The organism is Ensifer oleiphilus (genome assembly GCF_013371465.1).
GTDB lineage: Bacteria > Pseudomonadota > Alphaproteobacteria > Rhizobiales > Rhizobiaceae > Ensifer > Ensifer oleiphilus.
The window spans coordinates 363,580-378,313 of record NZ_JABWDU010000002.1 but is presented as its reverse complement, the minus strand read 5'-3'; the positions used below and the strand labels follow the sequence as shown (position 1 = coordinate 378,313).

Below are 14,734 nucleotides of genomic sequence, written 5' to 3'. Positions count from 1 at the left end.
GCTCCAGGCAACGTGCCTGGTCCTGCCGGCTGCCCGTCAGGGGCGGCCAGGTTCTTGATGTCCAGATCTTTGATAGACGTGGCGAGCCGCGTCGGAGCGGAGGCTAGCGTGTGCCTCGATGATGAGGAGCACCCGTTTTTACCGGTTGGCCGGGATCGCGGCCCTCGCGGGTTCTTGCTGTTCGGACATCGACGATCGATTGGCTCTTGGTTGCGGATGGACTGCGCCGCGTCTCGTGCCACAGGGCACATTCGAGAAGAGACGATTCATCGGTGTTGCCGAACCGGAGTTCGTCCATGATGAACCTCGCCAGGCGATCGGCCTGCACGCCGCGCTCCTGGATCCGTGTCTTCAAACAGGTCGCTTCAAAAACCCGCCGCACCACTGAAAGTTCGCGGGGGCTGAGGTGGTGGCCCGTCAGGCTGGGCAGTGTGTGCATCGAATTCTCCCGTTTGGAACATTGGAAGGGCTGACGGCCGCTCGGTCGACGTTCAAGTCGCTGGTCAGACAGGAGACCTGGCGGTGGCGCCTGAGACAGCGCCGCCTTCGTCATCCCATCGATCGATCGCTTCGGCTTTCGTTTGCGCCGGCGTCTGATGCTCTCCGTTCGACGCGCTGCCACGCTCGATAAGCGCTGCAGCGAGCATTTCGCGGCTATTAATGCCGTTTTGGAGCGCGGCCATCAGGAAGCGCGTTGCGGCGTGCCTTCCGCTTGGGTCTGCCTTGGCCGTCGTCCCATAGAAGCCGGCGGCCGTGAGCACCTCGACCAACAGGTTGAGGTCGTCTGCATCAAGATAATATTTTGGATGGCTGGAAGACATGACGTCCTCCTTTTGTTGGGGCACAGGCACATAGACCCGTTCGCAACAGCGCCCGCTTCAATCGCTGTCGACCAACTACCCTGCGCGCAATATCGCACGGAGGCAACCGACATCAGTCAAGCGCGGATCATAAGCGCGTTATCGTCGAGTGTTTGGCCGTTGCCAGCTTTCGTGCGTCCATCGCGTTAGCGAGATCGAGCCTGCGAGGGCCGGCTTTCGCGAAGATTTCACGCGCGGCGAGCGGCGCCAAACTGTATGCCAGAATGAACTCTTCCAGATCGTAGACTGCATCCCAGCCGCGCAGCAGTGCCTCTTGTTCATATTTGATATGCCGTGTCATTGAACGCTCCCGAGTGTCGGATTTCGGCGCAAAGACGGCCAACTGTCAGGCGGCAGAGGAAGCGTCGGAAAGGTATGTGTCCTGTGTAAACGGGCTGGGAAGAACTTGGTTCCCAAAAACGTCCGAATGGCGAACCAGGGACACGAAGTTGTATTCTTCAAAAGATCGAACTATCCGGGATATATCTTTGTAAATCTCGCTCTGAACTCGATGTGCATTTCTTTAAAACAGCGCTAATTTTGGCATTGTGTATTTGGGGATCTTTCAAAGATATATGAAAATGAGTTCAGTCATGGTCTTTTACTGACTGTCGTTTCTTTCTCCATATGTAGTCTCGCGCTGTTTCCGGCCGTTGCCACGTCGCCCAACGTGTCTGTCGTGACGCGGAGCGATTTCCGCCGTCTGGCCGGTTTCATTTCGGGACTTGAGGGCGGGGCAGGCCAACTGATGGCCGCCAAGGCAATGCGGAATCCGACCCTTGCGTTTTCAAGCTGTGATTTCGCGGTGCACAATGCCTAGTAGCATTGATTAGCTTATGCTAACGTCCGTGCGCCATGAGGGCAAATAGGAGGCGAACATGGATCTGACACGCCGCGCCGTCGCGATGGGAGGAATGGGTTTACTCGCCAGCGCTTCATTTTCATCAGTGCATGCCTTTGAATCACCGCTTATCGATCCGATCGAAGCTGCCGACGAATTCTGGCTCGCGGTCGAAGCCTATATCTATGGATATCCCCTGGTGACGATGGAAGTAACACGCCGCGTCGTCACCAATGTCGAAAAGCCCGAGGGCAGCAAGGGCCCGATGGGCCACATCATCAAGCTTCGCGAATATCCGGACGCGTCCTTCAAGGACGTCACTGCGCCGAATGCCGACACGCTCTACACGACCGCGTTCATCAATGTCGAAGAGCAGCCGTGGGTCCTCTCGATCCCCGATATGAAGGATCGCTACTTCCTGTTTCCGATGCTCGATGGATGGACGACGGTGTTTCAGGTGCCGGGAAAACGCACGACAGGCGACGGCGCACAATCTTACGCCATCACCGGTCCCGGTTGGCAGGGCCAACTGCCCGACGGCGTGACCGAATACCGATCGGCGACGAACCTGATCTGGATCCTCGGCCGCATCTATTGCGACGGCACACCGGAAGACTACGCGGCCGTTCACGCATTGCAGGACCAGTGCAAGCTCGTGCCGCTCAGCGCCTACGGCAAGGAATGGACGCCGCCGCCGGGAAAGGTCGACCCCGCCATCGACATGAAGACGGCCGTGCGCGAGCAGGTCAACCGTATGGATGCGGTCGAGTATTTCACCCTGCTGAGCGAACTGATGAAGGCCAATCCGCCGACAGCCGCCGATGCCGAGACGGTCGCGAAGTTCGCGCAGATCGGCATCGTTCCGGGCCAGGCCTTCGACAAGGCCAAGCTGGATGCCGCATTCGTCAAGCGCATTCCCGAGTTCGCTTTCCACCGCATCATGCTGCACTTCAAGTTCAGCGATGGCGATATCAAGGACATCAACGGTTGGGGTTACACGACCGTGACCGGCGTTTACGGGACCAACTATCTCCAGCGCGCGCTGATAACCGCCATCGGCCTTGGCGCCAATCGTCCGCAAGACGCGGTCTATCCAACCTCGCTGAAGTCGAAGGATGGCCTCATTGCCCGGGCATATAACGGGGCGAACAAGTACGTCCTGACCTTTCCAAAAGGGCAGTTGCCGCCTGTGCGAGGGTTCTGGTCGATTACCATGTACAACGAGCAGTATTTCTTCGTGGAAAACCCGATCAACCGCTACTCGATCAGTGCTCGGCAAAACCCCAAGACAAATCCGGACGGATCGACGGATATCTACATCCAGCACGAGTCTCCCGGCGCGGACAAGGAAACCAACTGGCTGCCTGCGCCGAACGACAAGTTCATCCTGATGATGCGGCTCTACTGGCCCGACGACAGTCCGCCATCCATCCTGGATGGCTCCTGGGTCATCCCGGCGGTCAAGAAGGCCGGGTAGCCGGCGCTGATCGCCTTTTTATCTGCCGTTGCCGGGCGCGAAGGGGCACTTTCGCGTCCGTTCCTGGCGCAATGCCGTCCCGGCTGTTGCCGGGAAGAAGCTGCTGGCGGCAGCGCGATGATTGCGACGGGCGCGGTGATTGCCGCGCGCCATTAACGGCTTGCCTGCCCTGGATTGAGGCCTCCTGTCGAGCAAGTCAGCCTATCTCCGGCGATCGACGGGCTGGGGCCGCTCTTTAGGGCGTGTTCAGCTTTATGTGTCACCTCTCATGCGTCCGTTTCACAAGCCGGAGGGTCGATGATGGGCGTCGTGACGCTAGGGGACGTTGACCGCCAGATCGGCCGCGGGTTCAAGTTCTTGCGCTTTTCGCCCGATATCGAAGCGGCTTTCCTGCGCGACTACGCCGCAAGCCGCGTCAGGCTTGCCGCGATCTGGGCGCTGATCGGCACGCTCATCTACGACAGCGTGTTTTTCGGCGACGCGACGATGATGCCGGATGTGTTCTGGCAGCTCGTGCTTGTTCGGTTCGGCATCTTCACGCCTTTCGCTCTGTTCAGCGTGCTGGCGCTCAGGCGCTGGCCGAGTGCGCGCAATTACGATCTTCTTGCCATCTGTGTCGCCGTGCTCGGGGTTTCGCTACCGATGTCGGTCGCGGTTTTCAGCAGCAGTCCCTACCTGTTCGTCTATCAGAACGGCAATGTCGCGGCGTTCCTGTTCTTTGTCATCGCTCTACGCCCAAGGTTTGCCACCATCGTGCTTGGCCTGGCGCTGATGTGCGCCGTGCAATTCACGACCACCAAGTTGAACGGCTCCTTCGATGACGTCACCTATACCGGCATCATTACCTTCTACGTGACCTTGGCAATCTTCCTGGCGATGAGCGCCTATTTCATGGAGCACAAGGACCGGCTGAATTTTCTCCATCAGCTGCGCGGCAGCCTGCTGCACGCCGAACTGGAGCGCAAATCCGAGCGCGACGAACTGACCGGTCTGTTCAACCGCCATTCGCTGGCGCGCCGGCGTCAGGCGATCTGGAGCAAGCAGGACGCCGCGGTCACGGTAGCGGTCATCATGCTCGATATCGATCGCTTCAAATTGTTCAACGATGTTCACGGCCATATCGAAGGCGACGATTGCCTGCGCGCTGCCTGCCGCTGCATCCTGCGCGAGGTTGCGGGCGCTGGCGAAACCTTCCGTTTCGGCGGCGAAGAGATCCTGGTGCTGATGACCGATGTCGAGCGCGAGCAGGCAACCGACATGGCCGAGAGGATAAGGGCGGCGATCGAGGCGCTGGGGATCCGCAATCGTGGTCTCGGCGACGGACATGTCGTCACTGCGAGCCTTGGCGTCGCCTTGGGCAAACCTTCGGAAGCCTCTCTCGAAGACCTTCTTCGGGCGGCGGATGCCGCTCTCTATGAAGCCAAGCGGGATGGGCGCAATACCGTCTCGATCTTCGATGGTACGTGGCGCGGGCCGACCGGCTCCGGTGCTGCGGGAGACGATGCGGCCCAGGCTTCCATCCTGTTGGCGAGCTGAAGTCCGCTGTACTGCGTGCCGCGGCCAAGTCGCGACGGGGTCGGTTTCAGGATCACGCGCTCAAGAGCGATGTCGTCAGGTCGCCATAGCCGGTGAAGCGGTATTCGTATTCGAGGCCGAGATAGTCGGCAGCCTCCTTCGCCTTTGCCTGCAGCGTCTCGTCTTCCTGCTGCGAGAGGTAGACGAGCTTGCGGTAGTGGCCGAAATACATGTCCCTGAGTTCCGGGTGACGCTTGAGGCCGAGCGGCTCGACGACGAAGGCCTCGAACTGGCGGGCGAGGAAGTCGGTAAGGAAGAACGCCGTCAGATCATCGTCCCAGCGGCTGGCAAAGTCATCGTTGCCGGCAAAGAAGGAATAGCAATGCGGGCCGGGGATGCGTTCGACGCCTTCTTCCTCGCAGAGCCGGTCGAGGTGGCCTCCGGTGCCGCAATCGGCATAGGCGACGAAGATGCGCTTGAAGCCCTCCTGACGCGCCTTGGCGATCGCTTCCCGAACGCCCGGGGTGATCCTGTCGGGTGTGTTGTGCCAGATGGCGGGAAGACAGGCGAGGTCGACATGGTCGAGCTGGTTTGCCTGACAGATAGCGAGGATTTCGCGCGCGATTGCGCCGCAACCGATGACGTGAACTTTTTCCGGTTTTGTGCGTTGTATTGTGCGCGATACTTTTTCCATCTCGATCCCACTTACCCACCAATGTGAAGGAAGCTGGCCATGAAAGCACAAACCCTTGCGACCGTCAGTGTCATCCTGATTGCTCTGACGACGCTCAGCGCCTGCGGCAACACCATCCGAGGCATGGGGCAGGATACCGCAAACACCGTCAACGCGACACAGTCGGCCGGCAAGAAGGTGGCCAACGCCGCCAACTGATGCCCGCAACCGACCGCGCGACGATCTTGCAGGCGGCTTTGGTTCCCGGTGTTCCGCTCCCTCTCGACGTGGAACAGCCGCAGAAATTCTGGCGCGCCGGTCGCCGGGCGGCGGATGCTCTGTCGCAAAGGCCTACGGCTTTCATGACCGCAAATGAAAAAGCCGGCCGCAAGCGTCATCGCTGCGGCCGGCTTTCGTGTTGGCGAGCCAGGCTCAGCCGGCAGCGAGCAGGTTGTGCTTGCGCTTCATGAAGTCCTTGGCGGTTTCAACCGCGACGGCCGCGTCGCGGCAATAGGCGTCGGCGCCGACGGCCTTGCCGAATTCTTCGTTGAGCGGCGCGCCGCCAACGAGAACAACGTAGTCGTCACGCAGGCCCTTTTCCTTCAGCGTATCGATCACGACCTTCATGTAGGGCATGGTGGTGGTCAGGAGCGCCGACATGCCGAGGATGTCGGGCTGCTCGCGCTCGATCGCTTCCAGGTAGTTCTCGACCGGGTTGTTGATGCCGAGGTCGACGACGTCGAAGCCGGCGCCTTCCATCATCATGCCCACGAGGTTCTTGCCGATGTCGTGAATGTCGCCCTTGACGGTGCCAATCACCATCTTGCCGAGCTTCGGTGCGCCGGTTTCGGCGAGAAGCGGGCGCAGGATGAACATGCCGGCTTTCATCGCGTTGGCCGACAGCAGGACTTCCGGCACGAACAGGATGCCATCGCGGAAGTCGACGCCGACGATGCGCATGCCTTCGACCAGTGCCTGCGTCAGGACGTCGTAGGGCGTCCAACCACGCTTGAGCAGGATGTTGGTTGCGTCCTCGATCTCCTCCTTGAGGCCGTCATAGAGGTCGTCATGCATCTGCTGCACAAGTTCCTCGTCGGAAAGGTCCTCGAGAATGATTTCATCGTCTGCCATAGTAGGGTTCCTCGGTTCCTGGCACGGCCGGGCTAAAATCCGGACACGTTCAACAATCAATAGCGGTCGACGTGTAAAAATCTGTTTTCGAAAGCGACGTCGCATATGACAAAAAGCGACGGCAGAGCAGCTTCTTTCGAGGTCTGTATATTCTTAACAAAAACAATATATTCGCGCCATGCGGTTTTTGGCCGACGATGACGCAGATCGCAGTGTTCGAGTTGCGCCACTCGTTGGCGCATTGAGACCCGTACAGTCCTTGCGGCTTGGTAGCATTAGGGCCAATCGGTGCTTGAAGGCGCAAGATATCGAAATGCGCGGGAGAGGAATTAAGTAAATGAGCGACGTGACAGATCAGGACGCGGTTGAGGGTGGCGGTCGCCGCTCGCGAGGCGAGGGGCGGGGAGCGGCGGCACGGCGTGCGTCGCGCACCGGCGGCGGCGCAGGGCCGTCGCTGCCCTATATCCAGCGCAAGATCAGGGAATACGAGGTCTTGGACGAAGAGGGCCTGGAGCTCATCGAGCGCAATGCCGACACGATCCTGGAAGAAATCGGCATCGAGTTTCGTGACGACGCCGAGGCGCTTGAGCTCTGGAAGCAGGCGGGTGCCGACGTGCGCGGCCAGCGCGTTCACTTTCCGAAGGGTCTTTGCCGCGAGCTTCTGAAAACGGCGCCGTCGGAATTTACCTGGCACGCCCGCAACCCTGCTCGCAGCGCCCAGGTCGGCGGCAAGGCGACGATCTTCGCGCCGGTCTATGGCCCGCCCTTCGTGCGCGACCTCGAAGGCGTCAGGCGTTACGCAACCATTGAGGACTTCCGCAATTTCGTGAAGCTCGCCTACATGGCGCCGTCGATACATTCGTCCGGCGGCACGGTCTGCGAACCGGTCGACATTCCGGTGAACAAGCGTCACCTCGACATGGTCTACAGCCACATCAAATATTCCGACAAGCCGTTCATGGGGTCGGTGACGGCGCCCGAGCGCGCCGAAGACACGATTGCCATGGCGAAGATCGTCTTTGGTGACGAGTTCGTCGAAAACAATTGCGTCACCTTGAACCTGATCAATGCCAACTCGCCGATGGTCTTCGACGAGACCATGGTGGGCGCGCTCAAGGTCTATGCGCGGCACAACCAGGCCTGCGTGCTTTCGCCCTTCATCCTGTCGGGCGCCATGAGCCCGGTCACGGTTGCCGGTACCTTGACGCAGATCCTGGCCGAAGTGCTGGCCGGTGCCTCGTTCACCCAGCTGATCCGCAAGGGCGCGCCTGTCCTGTTCGGCACGTTCGCGGCATCGATTTCCATGCAGTCGGGCGCACCGACCTTCGGCACGCCGGAGCCGTCGCTGGTCTCCTACGGCGCGGCACAGCTCGCCCGCCGCCTGAAGCTGCCGTTCCGCACCGGTGGGTCGCTCTGCGGCTCCAAGGTTCCCGACGCCCAGGCAGCCCACGAATCGGCCAATACGCTCAACATGACGCTGCTTGCCGGCACCAACTTCGTGCTGCACGCGGCCGGTTGGCTGGAAGGCGGTCTGGTCTCGTCCTATGAGAAGTTCATGATCGACCAGGACCAGCTCGGCATGATGCAGAAGATGGCCGAAGGCGTGGATCTCTCGGAGAATGCCCAGGCGCTCGACGCCATCCGCGAAGTCGGCCCCGGCAGCCACTATCTCGGCTGCGCCCATACCCAAGCCAACTTCCAGACGGCCTTCTACCGGTCGCCGCTTGCCGACAACAACTCCTACGAACAGTGGGAAGTGGAAGGTGAGAAGCGCATCGAGCAGCGCGCCAACGCGCTTTGCCGTAGCTGGCTGGAGCACTATGAGGCGCCATATCTCGATCCCGCGATCGACGACGCGCTGAAGGCCTTTATCGACCAGCGCAAGGATTCGATGCCGGACGCTTTCACCTGAAAGGGTCCCGAACGAGCCAGGGAGCAAGGCGGCGCGGCGCAGGTGGCTGACATGATCCAGAAGGAAGTCTGGCGCCCGCATTACGATCTACAGGGGCCGAAACCGAAATGACGGCGCCATCCGCAAAAGCGGACACTCGACTTGAAACGATCCGTGCGGCTCTTGAGCCGCACGGACTTTTTTTGCGCGGCACGCTGAACTTTGCTTCCGGCGATGCGGGACCCTTGCTGGCGGATGGTCGCCCGGCCGCAAGCGTCGCACTGATCGGCAATATCGGCGGCTCGCTATGGCAGCCGTTCGTACGCTGGCGCAAGGAAGCGCTTGATCGGGGCGGTGCCGATCCGCTCGACACCTGGTCGAAGGCGGTGATCGGCGAGATCGCCCGTACTCACGGAGCCACGGCCTATTTCCCGTCGGATCGGCCCTGGCAGCCGTTCCAGCAATGGGCGATGCGCGCGGAAGGGCTGAAGGCGTCTACATCAGGCATTCTCATCCACCCGCGCTACGGGCTCTGGCACGGCTATCGCGGCGCGCTGGCGTTCGACATGGCCTTGCCCGCCGATGGCGAGCGGTGGGCTGCGCATCCGTGCGACAGCTGCGTGGAAAAGCCGTGCGTTTCCGCCTGTCCCGCCGGCGCGCTCGAAGACCTGCAATTCAATGTCGGTCGCTGTCGCAGCCACCTCCGAACAGAGGCGGGCAGGAACGGCTGTCTCAAGCGCGGATGTCTTTCCCGCGATGCTTGTCCCATTGGGCGGGACTATCGCTATTCGCCCGATCAGCTACACTTTCACATGGCCGCACTGGAGCTGTAAGCTTTGTCCACTGCAACCAGCCTGTGGAAAGAACCGCGTGCAAATGTGGGAAGTGACTAAAATTCGAGGTTTTCCGGAAACGTAAAATTTCCGAATTTATACCGATTTGGACGGTGTGGCATTGGAGACCATCTCATGACGCGCAGCCCATTGGTATCGGCAAGCAACTTTCCCCCGCGATTGTCGCGGGAGGAGGTCGATGCGCAGGTCTCGCGTCTGGACAGCATCCACGCCGCCAATTCGCAGCTTCTCGACGAGGCCTACAAGCGTCTCCTGGCGATCGCTGCCGCCCACGCCGCCGTGATCGCTGCCTGCATCGGCGGCTTCGACGGGCTGTTCGACCGCTCCGTAGTGGGTGCCAATCTGTTGCCGGAGGCAATTGATTTTCTGCGCAAGGCGGCGCTTGTCGTCAGCTGCGTCGGACTGCTGCTCACCTTCTTTGCCATCGCCAACAATTACGGCGAAGTGCAGCGGGTGGCTCGCAAGCACGCCAGCAACCTGCGCTTCACGCTGCAGGAGAAGCGCTTGCTGACCAGGCTTTCGAGCGAGATCCTGTCCGGCGATCCCAACTCCTACCTGCGCCGCGGCATTGGCGGCCTTGCCTGTCTGGCGGTACTTTTCGGCCTTGCGGCGGCGGCCGGCTGTTTTGTGCTCGCCGGCCTTGCAGGAATTCTTGCCGGCAGTTGAGTGCAGCACCACATTGCCGTCAACATCCTCAACACTTCATCCGCTGTGCGTTGCATAGGGATTCAGCGTCGGAACGTCCGCGGGCTAGTTGCCGTTCATTTGCGCGCAGGCCTTTTAGGGCGCTCTTTCTCCGTTCCCCAGAACGAAAGCCGAGCGTCCGGAGCCTCCTTGTGGACAGCAATTTGCATGTGTCCCCGAAGTGCGCTGCGAAAGCGCGCGGCGTTGCGGCTTCCCCATACCCCGACAAAGCAGTCCCCAGATGCATCGTTCTTGAAGACCGCCGCCCCACCAAAGGCAGAAGCCAGGCCAGCTTCGCCAATGACGCCTCCGCTACCGTAAACGGCGACGACGCATTCCAGCGGCGCAACGCTGATTACCGTGTTGCCGGACTGGGCGAAACCTGCGCTTCGGAAAAGGTAGACGGGACACGGAGAAGTCATCATGCGTTGAGGATATACCACTTAGCGGGGAGGAAAAGTTCCTGATGCAGCTTTGGCGAGGCAGCGTAGGTCGCTGACCTCTACGAGCATTTTTCTCGCGCCTGCGCCAGAACCGCCGCAATCTCGATGATGCTGGACGACTGATTCCATTGGGTGTTTTTCATGCCGCTTTTCCCAAAACCATTTCTCGTCGGTGCCGTTCTCTCCGCTGGCCTTGCCGGCCCGGCGCTCGGTGCCTGCCGCGACGTCAGCCATCTCGGGCAGGACTATATCGCCTGCACCGTCGACCCGGCTGCGAATGACATCCGCCTCTACAACAAGGATCAGGCGGGCGTTCCCTTCCGCTCGTTCCGAGCCTTGTCGCTGGAGCTGCGCCACCGCGACGAATACATGCTGTTTGCCATGAACGGCGGCATGTACCACGACGACCTGTCGCCGGTGGGCCTGCACATCGAGGAGGGGCGCGAGCAGGCGCCGCTCAACACCAATACCGGCTGGGGCAATTTCCATTTGCTGCCGAACGGCGTCTTCTACGTCGATGACGGCAAGGCCGGCGTGATGGCGGCAGAGGCCTATCGCGATGCCAAGATCCAGCCGCGGTTTGCCACCCAGTCGGGCCCGATGTTGGTGATCGACGGCGCGCTACATCCGCGTTTCCTGCCCGACAGCACCAGCCTGAAGACCCGCAACGGCGTCGGGGTGACGGCAACGGGCGAGGTGGTGTTCGCCGTCTCGAAACGTCCGGTGCGGTTTCACGACTTCGCGACGCTTTTCCGCGACGAGCTCGATTGCCAAAACGCGCTCTTTCTCGACGGCACGATCTCCAGCCTTTACGCACCCGACATCAACCGACATGACCGGTTGTTCCCGATGGGCCCGATGATCGCCGTCGTCGGGAAATTCCCGCGTTAGCTTTTTTCACATGCCAACATTTTTCGTCGCCGACCCAAGGAATTGTCGTCCTGCAACGTCTAAGGTCTGAAACAGGTGGGAGCGGGCACACCATTGGATGCTGAACTCGTCGAGAAAGCGGTGTCTGGAGACAGACGGGCGTTCGGCCAATTGGTCGAGCGGCATTATGATTTTGTCCATGCTGTCGCCTGGCGCTGGTCGGGCAATGCGGCGGATGCGGAAGACATTGCCCAGGACGTCTGCGTGCGGCTGGGCTCTGCTATCCGCGGCTTTCGCGGCACCAGCCGGTTTCGCACCTGGCTCTACACGCTGACCCTCAACGCCGCACGCGACCACAAGCGACGCCAGATGCGCGACAGCAACAGGATGCTCGCCTATGCCAGCGAGCAGGCGGTTCTCGGCGGCGGCGAGGCGAGTGAGGACGAGCGCCAGGAGGCGCTCTGGACGGCGGTGCGTGCACTGCCGGAAAAACAATGCGACGCGGTGCTGCTCGTCTATGCCGAGGGGATGAGCCATGCCGCCGCCGCCGACGTGCTCGGATGCTCGGAAGCGACCGTGTCCTGGCATGTGCACGAGGCGCGCAAGCGGCTGAAGACAGTGCTTGGCAAGGAGGCCGTGTGATCATGACCGACGAATTCGACAAGCTCTCCGGACGGACTGCACCCAAGTCCTCGAACGAGGCGCGCGCCCGTGCGCTGGCTGCTGCCATGCAGGCCTTCGACGAAACGCAAGAAAGTTTGACCGGCACCCAAGGATCGGTGCCGCCGGTTCGTCAAAGCTCCATCTTCAACCGGATATGGAGCCCCATCATGAACAGGAAACTGCTTGCCGGATCGGCACTCGCCACGCTGCTGGTCGTGCCCGCCGCCGCCTTCCTGACGCTGGAACTGACACGAAACACGACATTGCCGGGCGATATCGGCACGGAGATTGCTGTGAAGGAGGCGCCAAAGCCGAAGGCATCGCCTCTGCAGAAGCCGTCCTCGACGACAACGTCTGCGGACGAAACTCTCGCCACGGCGAAAAAGCTGGAGGTCCCCGGATCTCCAGAGCCGGCAGACACCGAGGCCAAGGCACAGGCAACAGCCAACGCGTCGGACGCCGCCAGGTCACTTGCCCGAGCCCGTGAACAGAAAACGGTTGAGGTTCAATCCGCACCGCAAGCCGCGAGCCCGGCACCCGCCGCCGAGGCCGAAGCGGATGTCCTGGCCAACCAGTTGATGAGCGACAGTGCCGCACCGCTTTCGGCAGAAGGCGGCGCGCAAGGGCGGATGACCTACCTGCCGGCACCCGTCATTGCGCAGGAGATCCAGCCCGCTGCGCAGGAAAACCGTGAACGCTTCCAAAAGGCCGACAGCAACCCGGTGAAGAGCGTCGCTACCGATCCGGTTTCGACCTTCTCGGTCGATGTCGACACGGCTTCTTACGCCTTCGTGCGTCGCTCGCTGATGGAGGGCCAGATGCCGGATCGCGATGCCGTGCGCGTGGAGGAGATGGTCAACTACTTCCCCTACGACTGGCCGCGCCCGGCGAGTGCCGCGGAACCCTTCAAGGCGACGGTGACGGTGATGCCGACGCCGTGGAATGGCGGAACGCGGCTGATGCATGTGGCGATCAAGGGCTATGACGTGGTGCCGGCAGAGGCGCCGAGGGCGAACCTGGTGTTCCTGATCGACGTTTCCGGTTCGATGGACGAACCGGACAAGCTGCCGCTGCTGAAGGGCGCCTTTAGGCTGCTTGTCGAGAAGCTGAAGCCCGAGGATACGGTGTCGATCGTCACCTATGCGGGCAACGCGGGCACGGTGCTGGAGCCGACAGCGGTCAAGGACAAGGCGAAGATTCTTTCAGCCATCGACACGCTGCAGCCGGGCGGCTCGACCGCCGGGGCGGAAGGGATCGACGCGGCCTACCGGCTGGCGGAAAAGGCCTTCGTCAAGGGCGGCGTCAACCGCGTCATGCTTGCGACCGATGGCGACTTCAATGTCGGTCCGGCCAGCGATGACGAGCTCAAGCAGATGATCGAGGCAAATCGCAAGAGCGGCATCTTCCTGTCGGTGCTTGGCTTCGGCCGCGGCAACTACAACGACGCGCTGATGCAGACGATCGCCCAGAACGGCAATGGCACGGCCGCCTATATCGATACGCTGGCCGAGGCCCAGAAGACGTTGGTGGAGGAGGCGGGCTCGTCGCTCTTCCCGATCGCCAAGGACGTCAAGCTGCAGGTGGAGTTCAATCCCGCAGCAATCGCCGAATACCGGTTGATCGGCTACGAGACCCGGGCGCTGAGACGGGAAGACTTCAACAATGACAAGGTCGATGCGGGCGACATAGGCTCGGGCCCCAGCGTCACGGCGATCTACGAGGTGACGCCGAAGGGAAGTCCGGCGGTGCTGAACGACGACCTGCGCTACAAGGCGGGGGAAAAGCCGGCCGGGGATGTGACGGCGAATGCTGGCGAACTCGCCTTCCTCAAGATCCGCTACAAGAAGCCGGATGGCGACAGGAGCGAACTGATCACCGCGCCGGTGAGCGAGGCCAATGCCGTGCCGTCGCTCGCCGATGCGCCGAACGACGTGCGCTTCTCCGTGGCGGTGGCGGCCTTCGGGCAGAAGCTCTCGGGCGTGACGGCGGTCTCGGATTATTCCTATGACGCCGTCATCGATCTGGCGGCAGCGGCCAAGGGGGCGGATTCGTTCGGCTACCGCAGCGAGTTCGTCAATCTGGTTCGGCTGACCAAAGGGCTTTCCGGCGGTGGCAGCTCAGCCAATTGAGGCGGCGTAACGTCGGTGCTGCTGCGTCGATCTAGACGTTCGGAGCTGCAGCCCCTCATACGGCTGCCGCCACCTTCTCCCCGCTTGCGGGGAGAAGGGATCCGGGGCGGTGATTTCGCTCCTACATTGGGGTAGCGCAGGCCGAGACCCTTCGCGTGGCACGTTCCCTCTCCCCGCAAGCGGGGAGAGGGCTAGGGTGAGGGGGTATTCCGCCTCACAGAGTGCAAATCTTCAAACCTTCGGAAACGCGCGCTCCAGGCCACCGGATTTTGTCAGCCCCGTCTTGAAAGCCTGATAGGCCGGGTGCTGGCTCGCGCGGGCGGCCTCCATCAGGCGCATCTGCAGCCGTGCGGGCGCCTCGTTGCCGAGCCACTGTCCGAGTTTGTCGAGCTTCAGCGTATTGAGAAAACGGGCTTCGGAGGCGATATCGAGATAGCGGTAAAGGCCATCCAGCAGCCGATCGTCCTGCTCGGGATTCTCCATCAACAAACGCACAAAGGCCTGGTCCGCCTCGCCAAATGCCGAAAGCTTGTCGGCAACGGTGTCCCTGTCGGGAAAGGAAGCGGGTCCGGCATTCATGTCAGTCTCTCCAGGCGAATCTCGTCTCCCTCGGGATAGGACAGGCGGGCCGCGTGCGCAAGCATTGGTGAATATTTGAATTGAACGTAATGTCTAGAATTGACAAAAAGTCTAGAATCGATCA

The 14,734-nt window shown here is 61.3% G+C and carries 15 protein-coding genes; 9 read left to right on the top strand and 6 right to left on the bottom strand.

All coding sequences use genetic code 11. From position 1 onward, the window contains the following. Positions 1 to 103: 103 nt before the first annotated feature. The 3 genes from HT585_RS08515 to HT585_RS08505 all read right to left on the bottom strand — a co-directional run bounded on the left by HT585_RS08515 (position 104) and on the right by HT585_RS08505 (position 1,161). A complete protein-coding gene (locus HT585_RS08515) occupies positions 104 to 439 on the bottom strand; it encodes a hypothetical protein (protein WP_176352506.1) in 336 nt (111 codons plus the stop codon). A 64-nt stretch (positions 440 to 503) separates the two neighbouring features. After that, positions 504 to 821, bottom strand: a complete 318-nt coding sequence (locus HT585_RS08510) for a hypothetical protein (RefSeq protein WP_176352505.1) — start codon at positions 819 to 821, stop codon at positions 504 to 506. A 127-nt stretch (positions 822 to 948) separates the two neighbouring features. Further along, positions 949 to 1,161, bottom strand: coding sequence for a hypothetical protein (locus HT585_RS08505; protein WP_176352504.1), 213 nt, complete (start codon positions 1,159 to 1,161; stop codon positions 949 to 951). A 577-nt stretch (positions 1,162 to 1,738) separates the two neighbouring features. Here HT585_RS08505 and HT585_RS08500 point away from each other — a divergent pair. Then, positions 1,739 to 3,178, top strand: coding sequence for a DUF1254 domain-containing protein (locus HT585_RS08500; RefSeq protein ID WP_176352503.1), 1,440 nt, complete (start codon positions 1,739 to 1,741; stop codon positions 3,176 to 3,178). A gap of 297 nt (positions 3,179 to 3,475) precedes the next feature. After that, positions 3,476 to 4,714, top strand: a complete 1,239-nt coding sequence (locus HT585_RS08495; protein ID WP_246707603.1) for a GGDEF domain-containing protein — start codon at positions 3,476 to 3,478, stop codon at positions 4,712 to 4,714. A gap of 52 nt (positions 4,715 to 4,766) precedes the next feature. Here the strand turns inward: HT585_RS08495 and HT585_RS08490 are convergent, their stop codons facing one another. Continuing rightward, positions 4,767 to 5,387, bottom strand: coding sequence for a DUF1638 domain-containing protein (locus HT585_RS08490; RefSeq protein ID WP_176352502.1), 621 nt, complete (start codon positions 5,385 to 5,387; stop codon positions 4,767 to 4,769). 39 nt (positions 5,388 to 5,426) lie between these two features. Here HT585_RS08490 and HT585_RS08485 point away from each other — a divergent pair, with 39 nt between their 5' ends. Next, entirely contained in the window at positions 5,427 to 5,585 is a 159-nt protein-coding gene (locus HT585_RS08485) for an entericidin domain-containing protein (protein ID WP_112815668.1), read from the top strand. A gap of 213 nt (positions 5,586 to 5,798) precedes the next feature. On the opposite strand, the gene HT585_RS08480 is transcribed toward HT585_RS08485, so the two are convergent. After that, entirely contained in the window at positions 5,799 to 6,497 is a 699-nt protein-coding gene (locus tag HT585_RS08480) for a corrinoid protein (RefSeq protein WP_077503856.1), read from the bottom strand. Between the two features lie 337 nt (positions 6,498 to 6,834). Here HT585_RS08480 and HT585_RS08475 point away from each other — a divergent pair, with 337 nt between their 5' ends. The 6 genes from HT585_RS08475 to HT585_RS08450 all read left to right on the top strand — a co-directional run bounded on the left by HT585_RS08475 (position 6,835) and on the right by HT585_RS08450 (position 14,031). Further along, positions 6,835 to 8,409 (top strand): trimethylamine methyltransferase family protein, encoded by a 1,575-nt coding sequence (locus HT585_RS08475; RefSeq protein ID WP_173420297.1) that lies wholly within the window; start codon positions 6,835 to 6,837, stop codon positions 8,407 to 8,409. A gap of 107 nt (positions 8,410 to 8,516) precedes the next feature. Continuing rightward, positions 8,517 to 9,221, top strand: coding sequence for a 4Fe-4S dicluster domain-containing protein (locus HT585_RS08470; RefSeq protein ID WP_176352501.1), 705 nt, complete (start codon positions 8,517 to 8,519; stop codon positions 9,219 to 9,221). Positions 9,222 to 9,356: 135 nt separating this feature from the next. Next, positions 9,357 to 9,908, top strand: coding sequence for a hypothetical protein (locus HT585_RS08465; protein ID WP_176352500.1), 552 nt, complete (start codon positions 9,357 to 9,359; stop codon positions 9,906 to 9,908). 602 nt (positions 9,909 to 10,510) lie between these two features. After that, on the top strand, positions 10,511 to 11,260 hold the full coding sequence (locus HT585_RS08460) for a phosphodiester glycosidase family protein (protein ID WP_176352499.1): 750 nt from the start codon (positions 10,511 to 10,513) through the stop codon (positions 11,258 to 11,260). 93 nt (positions 11,261 to 11,353) lie between these two features. Continuing rightward, a complete protein-coding gene (locus tag HT585_RS08455) occupies positions 11,354 to 11,881 on the top strand; it encodes an RNA polymerase sigma factor (protein WP_176352498.1) in 528 nt (175 codons plus the stop codon). A 2-nt stretch (positions 11,882 to 11,883) separates the two neighbouring features. Next, complete coding sequence (locus HT585_RS08450; protein ID WP_210270356.1) at positions 11,884 to 14,031, top strand: vWA domain-containing protein; 2,148 nt, start codon at positions 11,884 to 11,886, stop codon at positions 14,029 to 14,031. 231 nt (positions 14,032 to 14,262) lie between these two features. Here HT585_RS08450 and HT585_RS08445 read toward each other — a convergent pair whose 3' ends face one another. Continuing rightward, a complete protein-coding gene (locus tag HT585_RS08445; RefSeq protein WP_173420290.1) occupies positions 14,263 to 14,610 on the bottom strand; it encodes a hypothetical protein in 348 nt (115 codons plus the stop codon). Positions 14,611 to 14,734: the final 124 nt, after the last annotated feature.

Excerpts from the sequence above, each read along its gene's own strand:
- HT585_RS08480 (WP_077503856.1), bottom strand. The coding sequence starts at position 6,497 with ATGGCAGACGATGAAATCATTCTCGAGGACCTTTCCGACGAGGAACTT.
- HT585_RS08450 (WP_210270356.1), top strand. The coding sequence starts at position 11,884 with ATGACCGACGAATTCGACAAGCTCTCCGGACGGACTGCACCCAAGTCC.
- HT585_RS08470 (WP_176352501.1), top strand. The coding sequence starts at position 8,517 with ATGACGGCGCCATCCGCAAAAGCGGACACTCGACTTGAAACGATCCGT.
- HT585_RS08495 (WP_246707603.1), top strand. The coding sequence starts at position 3,476 with ATGATGGGCGTCGTGACGCTAGGGGACGTTGACCGCCAGATCGGCCGC.
- HT585_RS08465 (WP_176352500.1), top strand. The coding sequence starts at position 9,357 with ATGACGCGCAGCCCATTGGTATCGGCAAGCAACTTTCCCCCGCGATTG.
- HT585_RS08460 (WP_176352499.1), top strand. The coding sequence starts at position 10,511 with ATGCCGCTTTTCCCAAAACCATTTCTCGTCGGTGCCGTTCTCTCCGCT.
- HT585_RS08475 (WP_173420297.1), top strand. The coding sequence starts at position 6,835 with ATGAGCGACGTGACAGATCAGGACGCGGTTGAGGGTGGCGGTCGCCGC.
- HT585_RS08490 (WP_176352502.1), bottom strand. The coding sequence starts at position 5,387 with ATGGAAAAAGTATCGCGCACAATACAACGCACAAAACCGGAAAAAGTT.
- HT585_RS08485 (WP_112815668.1), top strand. The coding sequence starts at position 5,427 with ATGAAAGCACAAACCCTTGCGACCGTCAGTGTCATCCTGATTGCTCTG.
- HT585_RS08500 (WP_176352503.1), top strand. The coding sequence starts at position 1,739 with ATGGATCTGACACGCCGCGCCGTCGCGATGGGAGGAATGGGTTTACTC.
- HT585_RS08510 (WP_176352505.1), bottom strand. The coding sequence starts at position 821 with ATGTCTTCCAGCCATCCAAAATATTATCTTGATGCAGACGACCTCAAC.
- HT585_RS08445 (WP_173420290.1), bottom strand. The coding sequence starts at position 14,610 with ATGAATGCCGGACCCGCTTCCTTTCCCGACAGGGACACCGTTGCCGAC.
- HT585_RS08505 (WP_176352504.1), bottom strand. The coding sequence starts at position 1,161 with ATGACACGGCATATCAAATATGAACAAGAGGCACTGCTGCGCGGCTGG.
- HT585_RS08515 (WP_176352506.1), bottom strand. The coding sequence starts at position 439 with ATGCACACACTGCCCAGCCTGACGGGCCACCACCTCAGCCCCCGCGAA.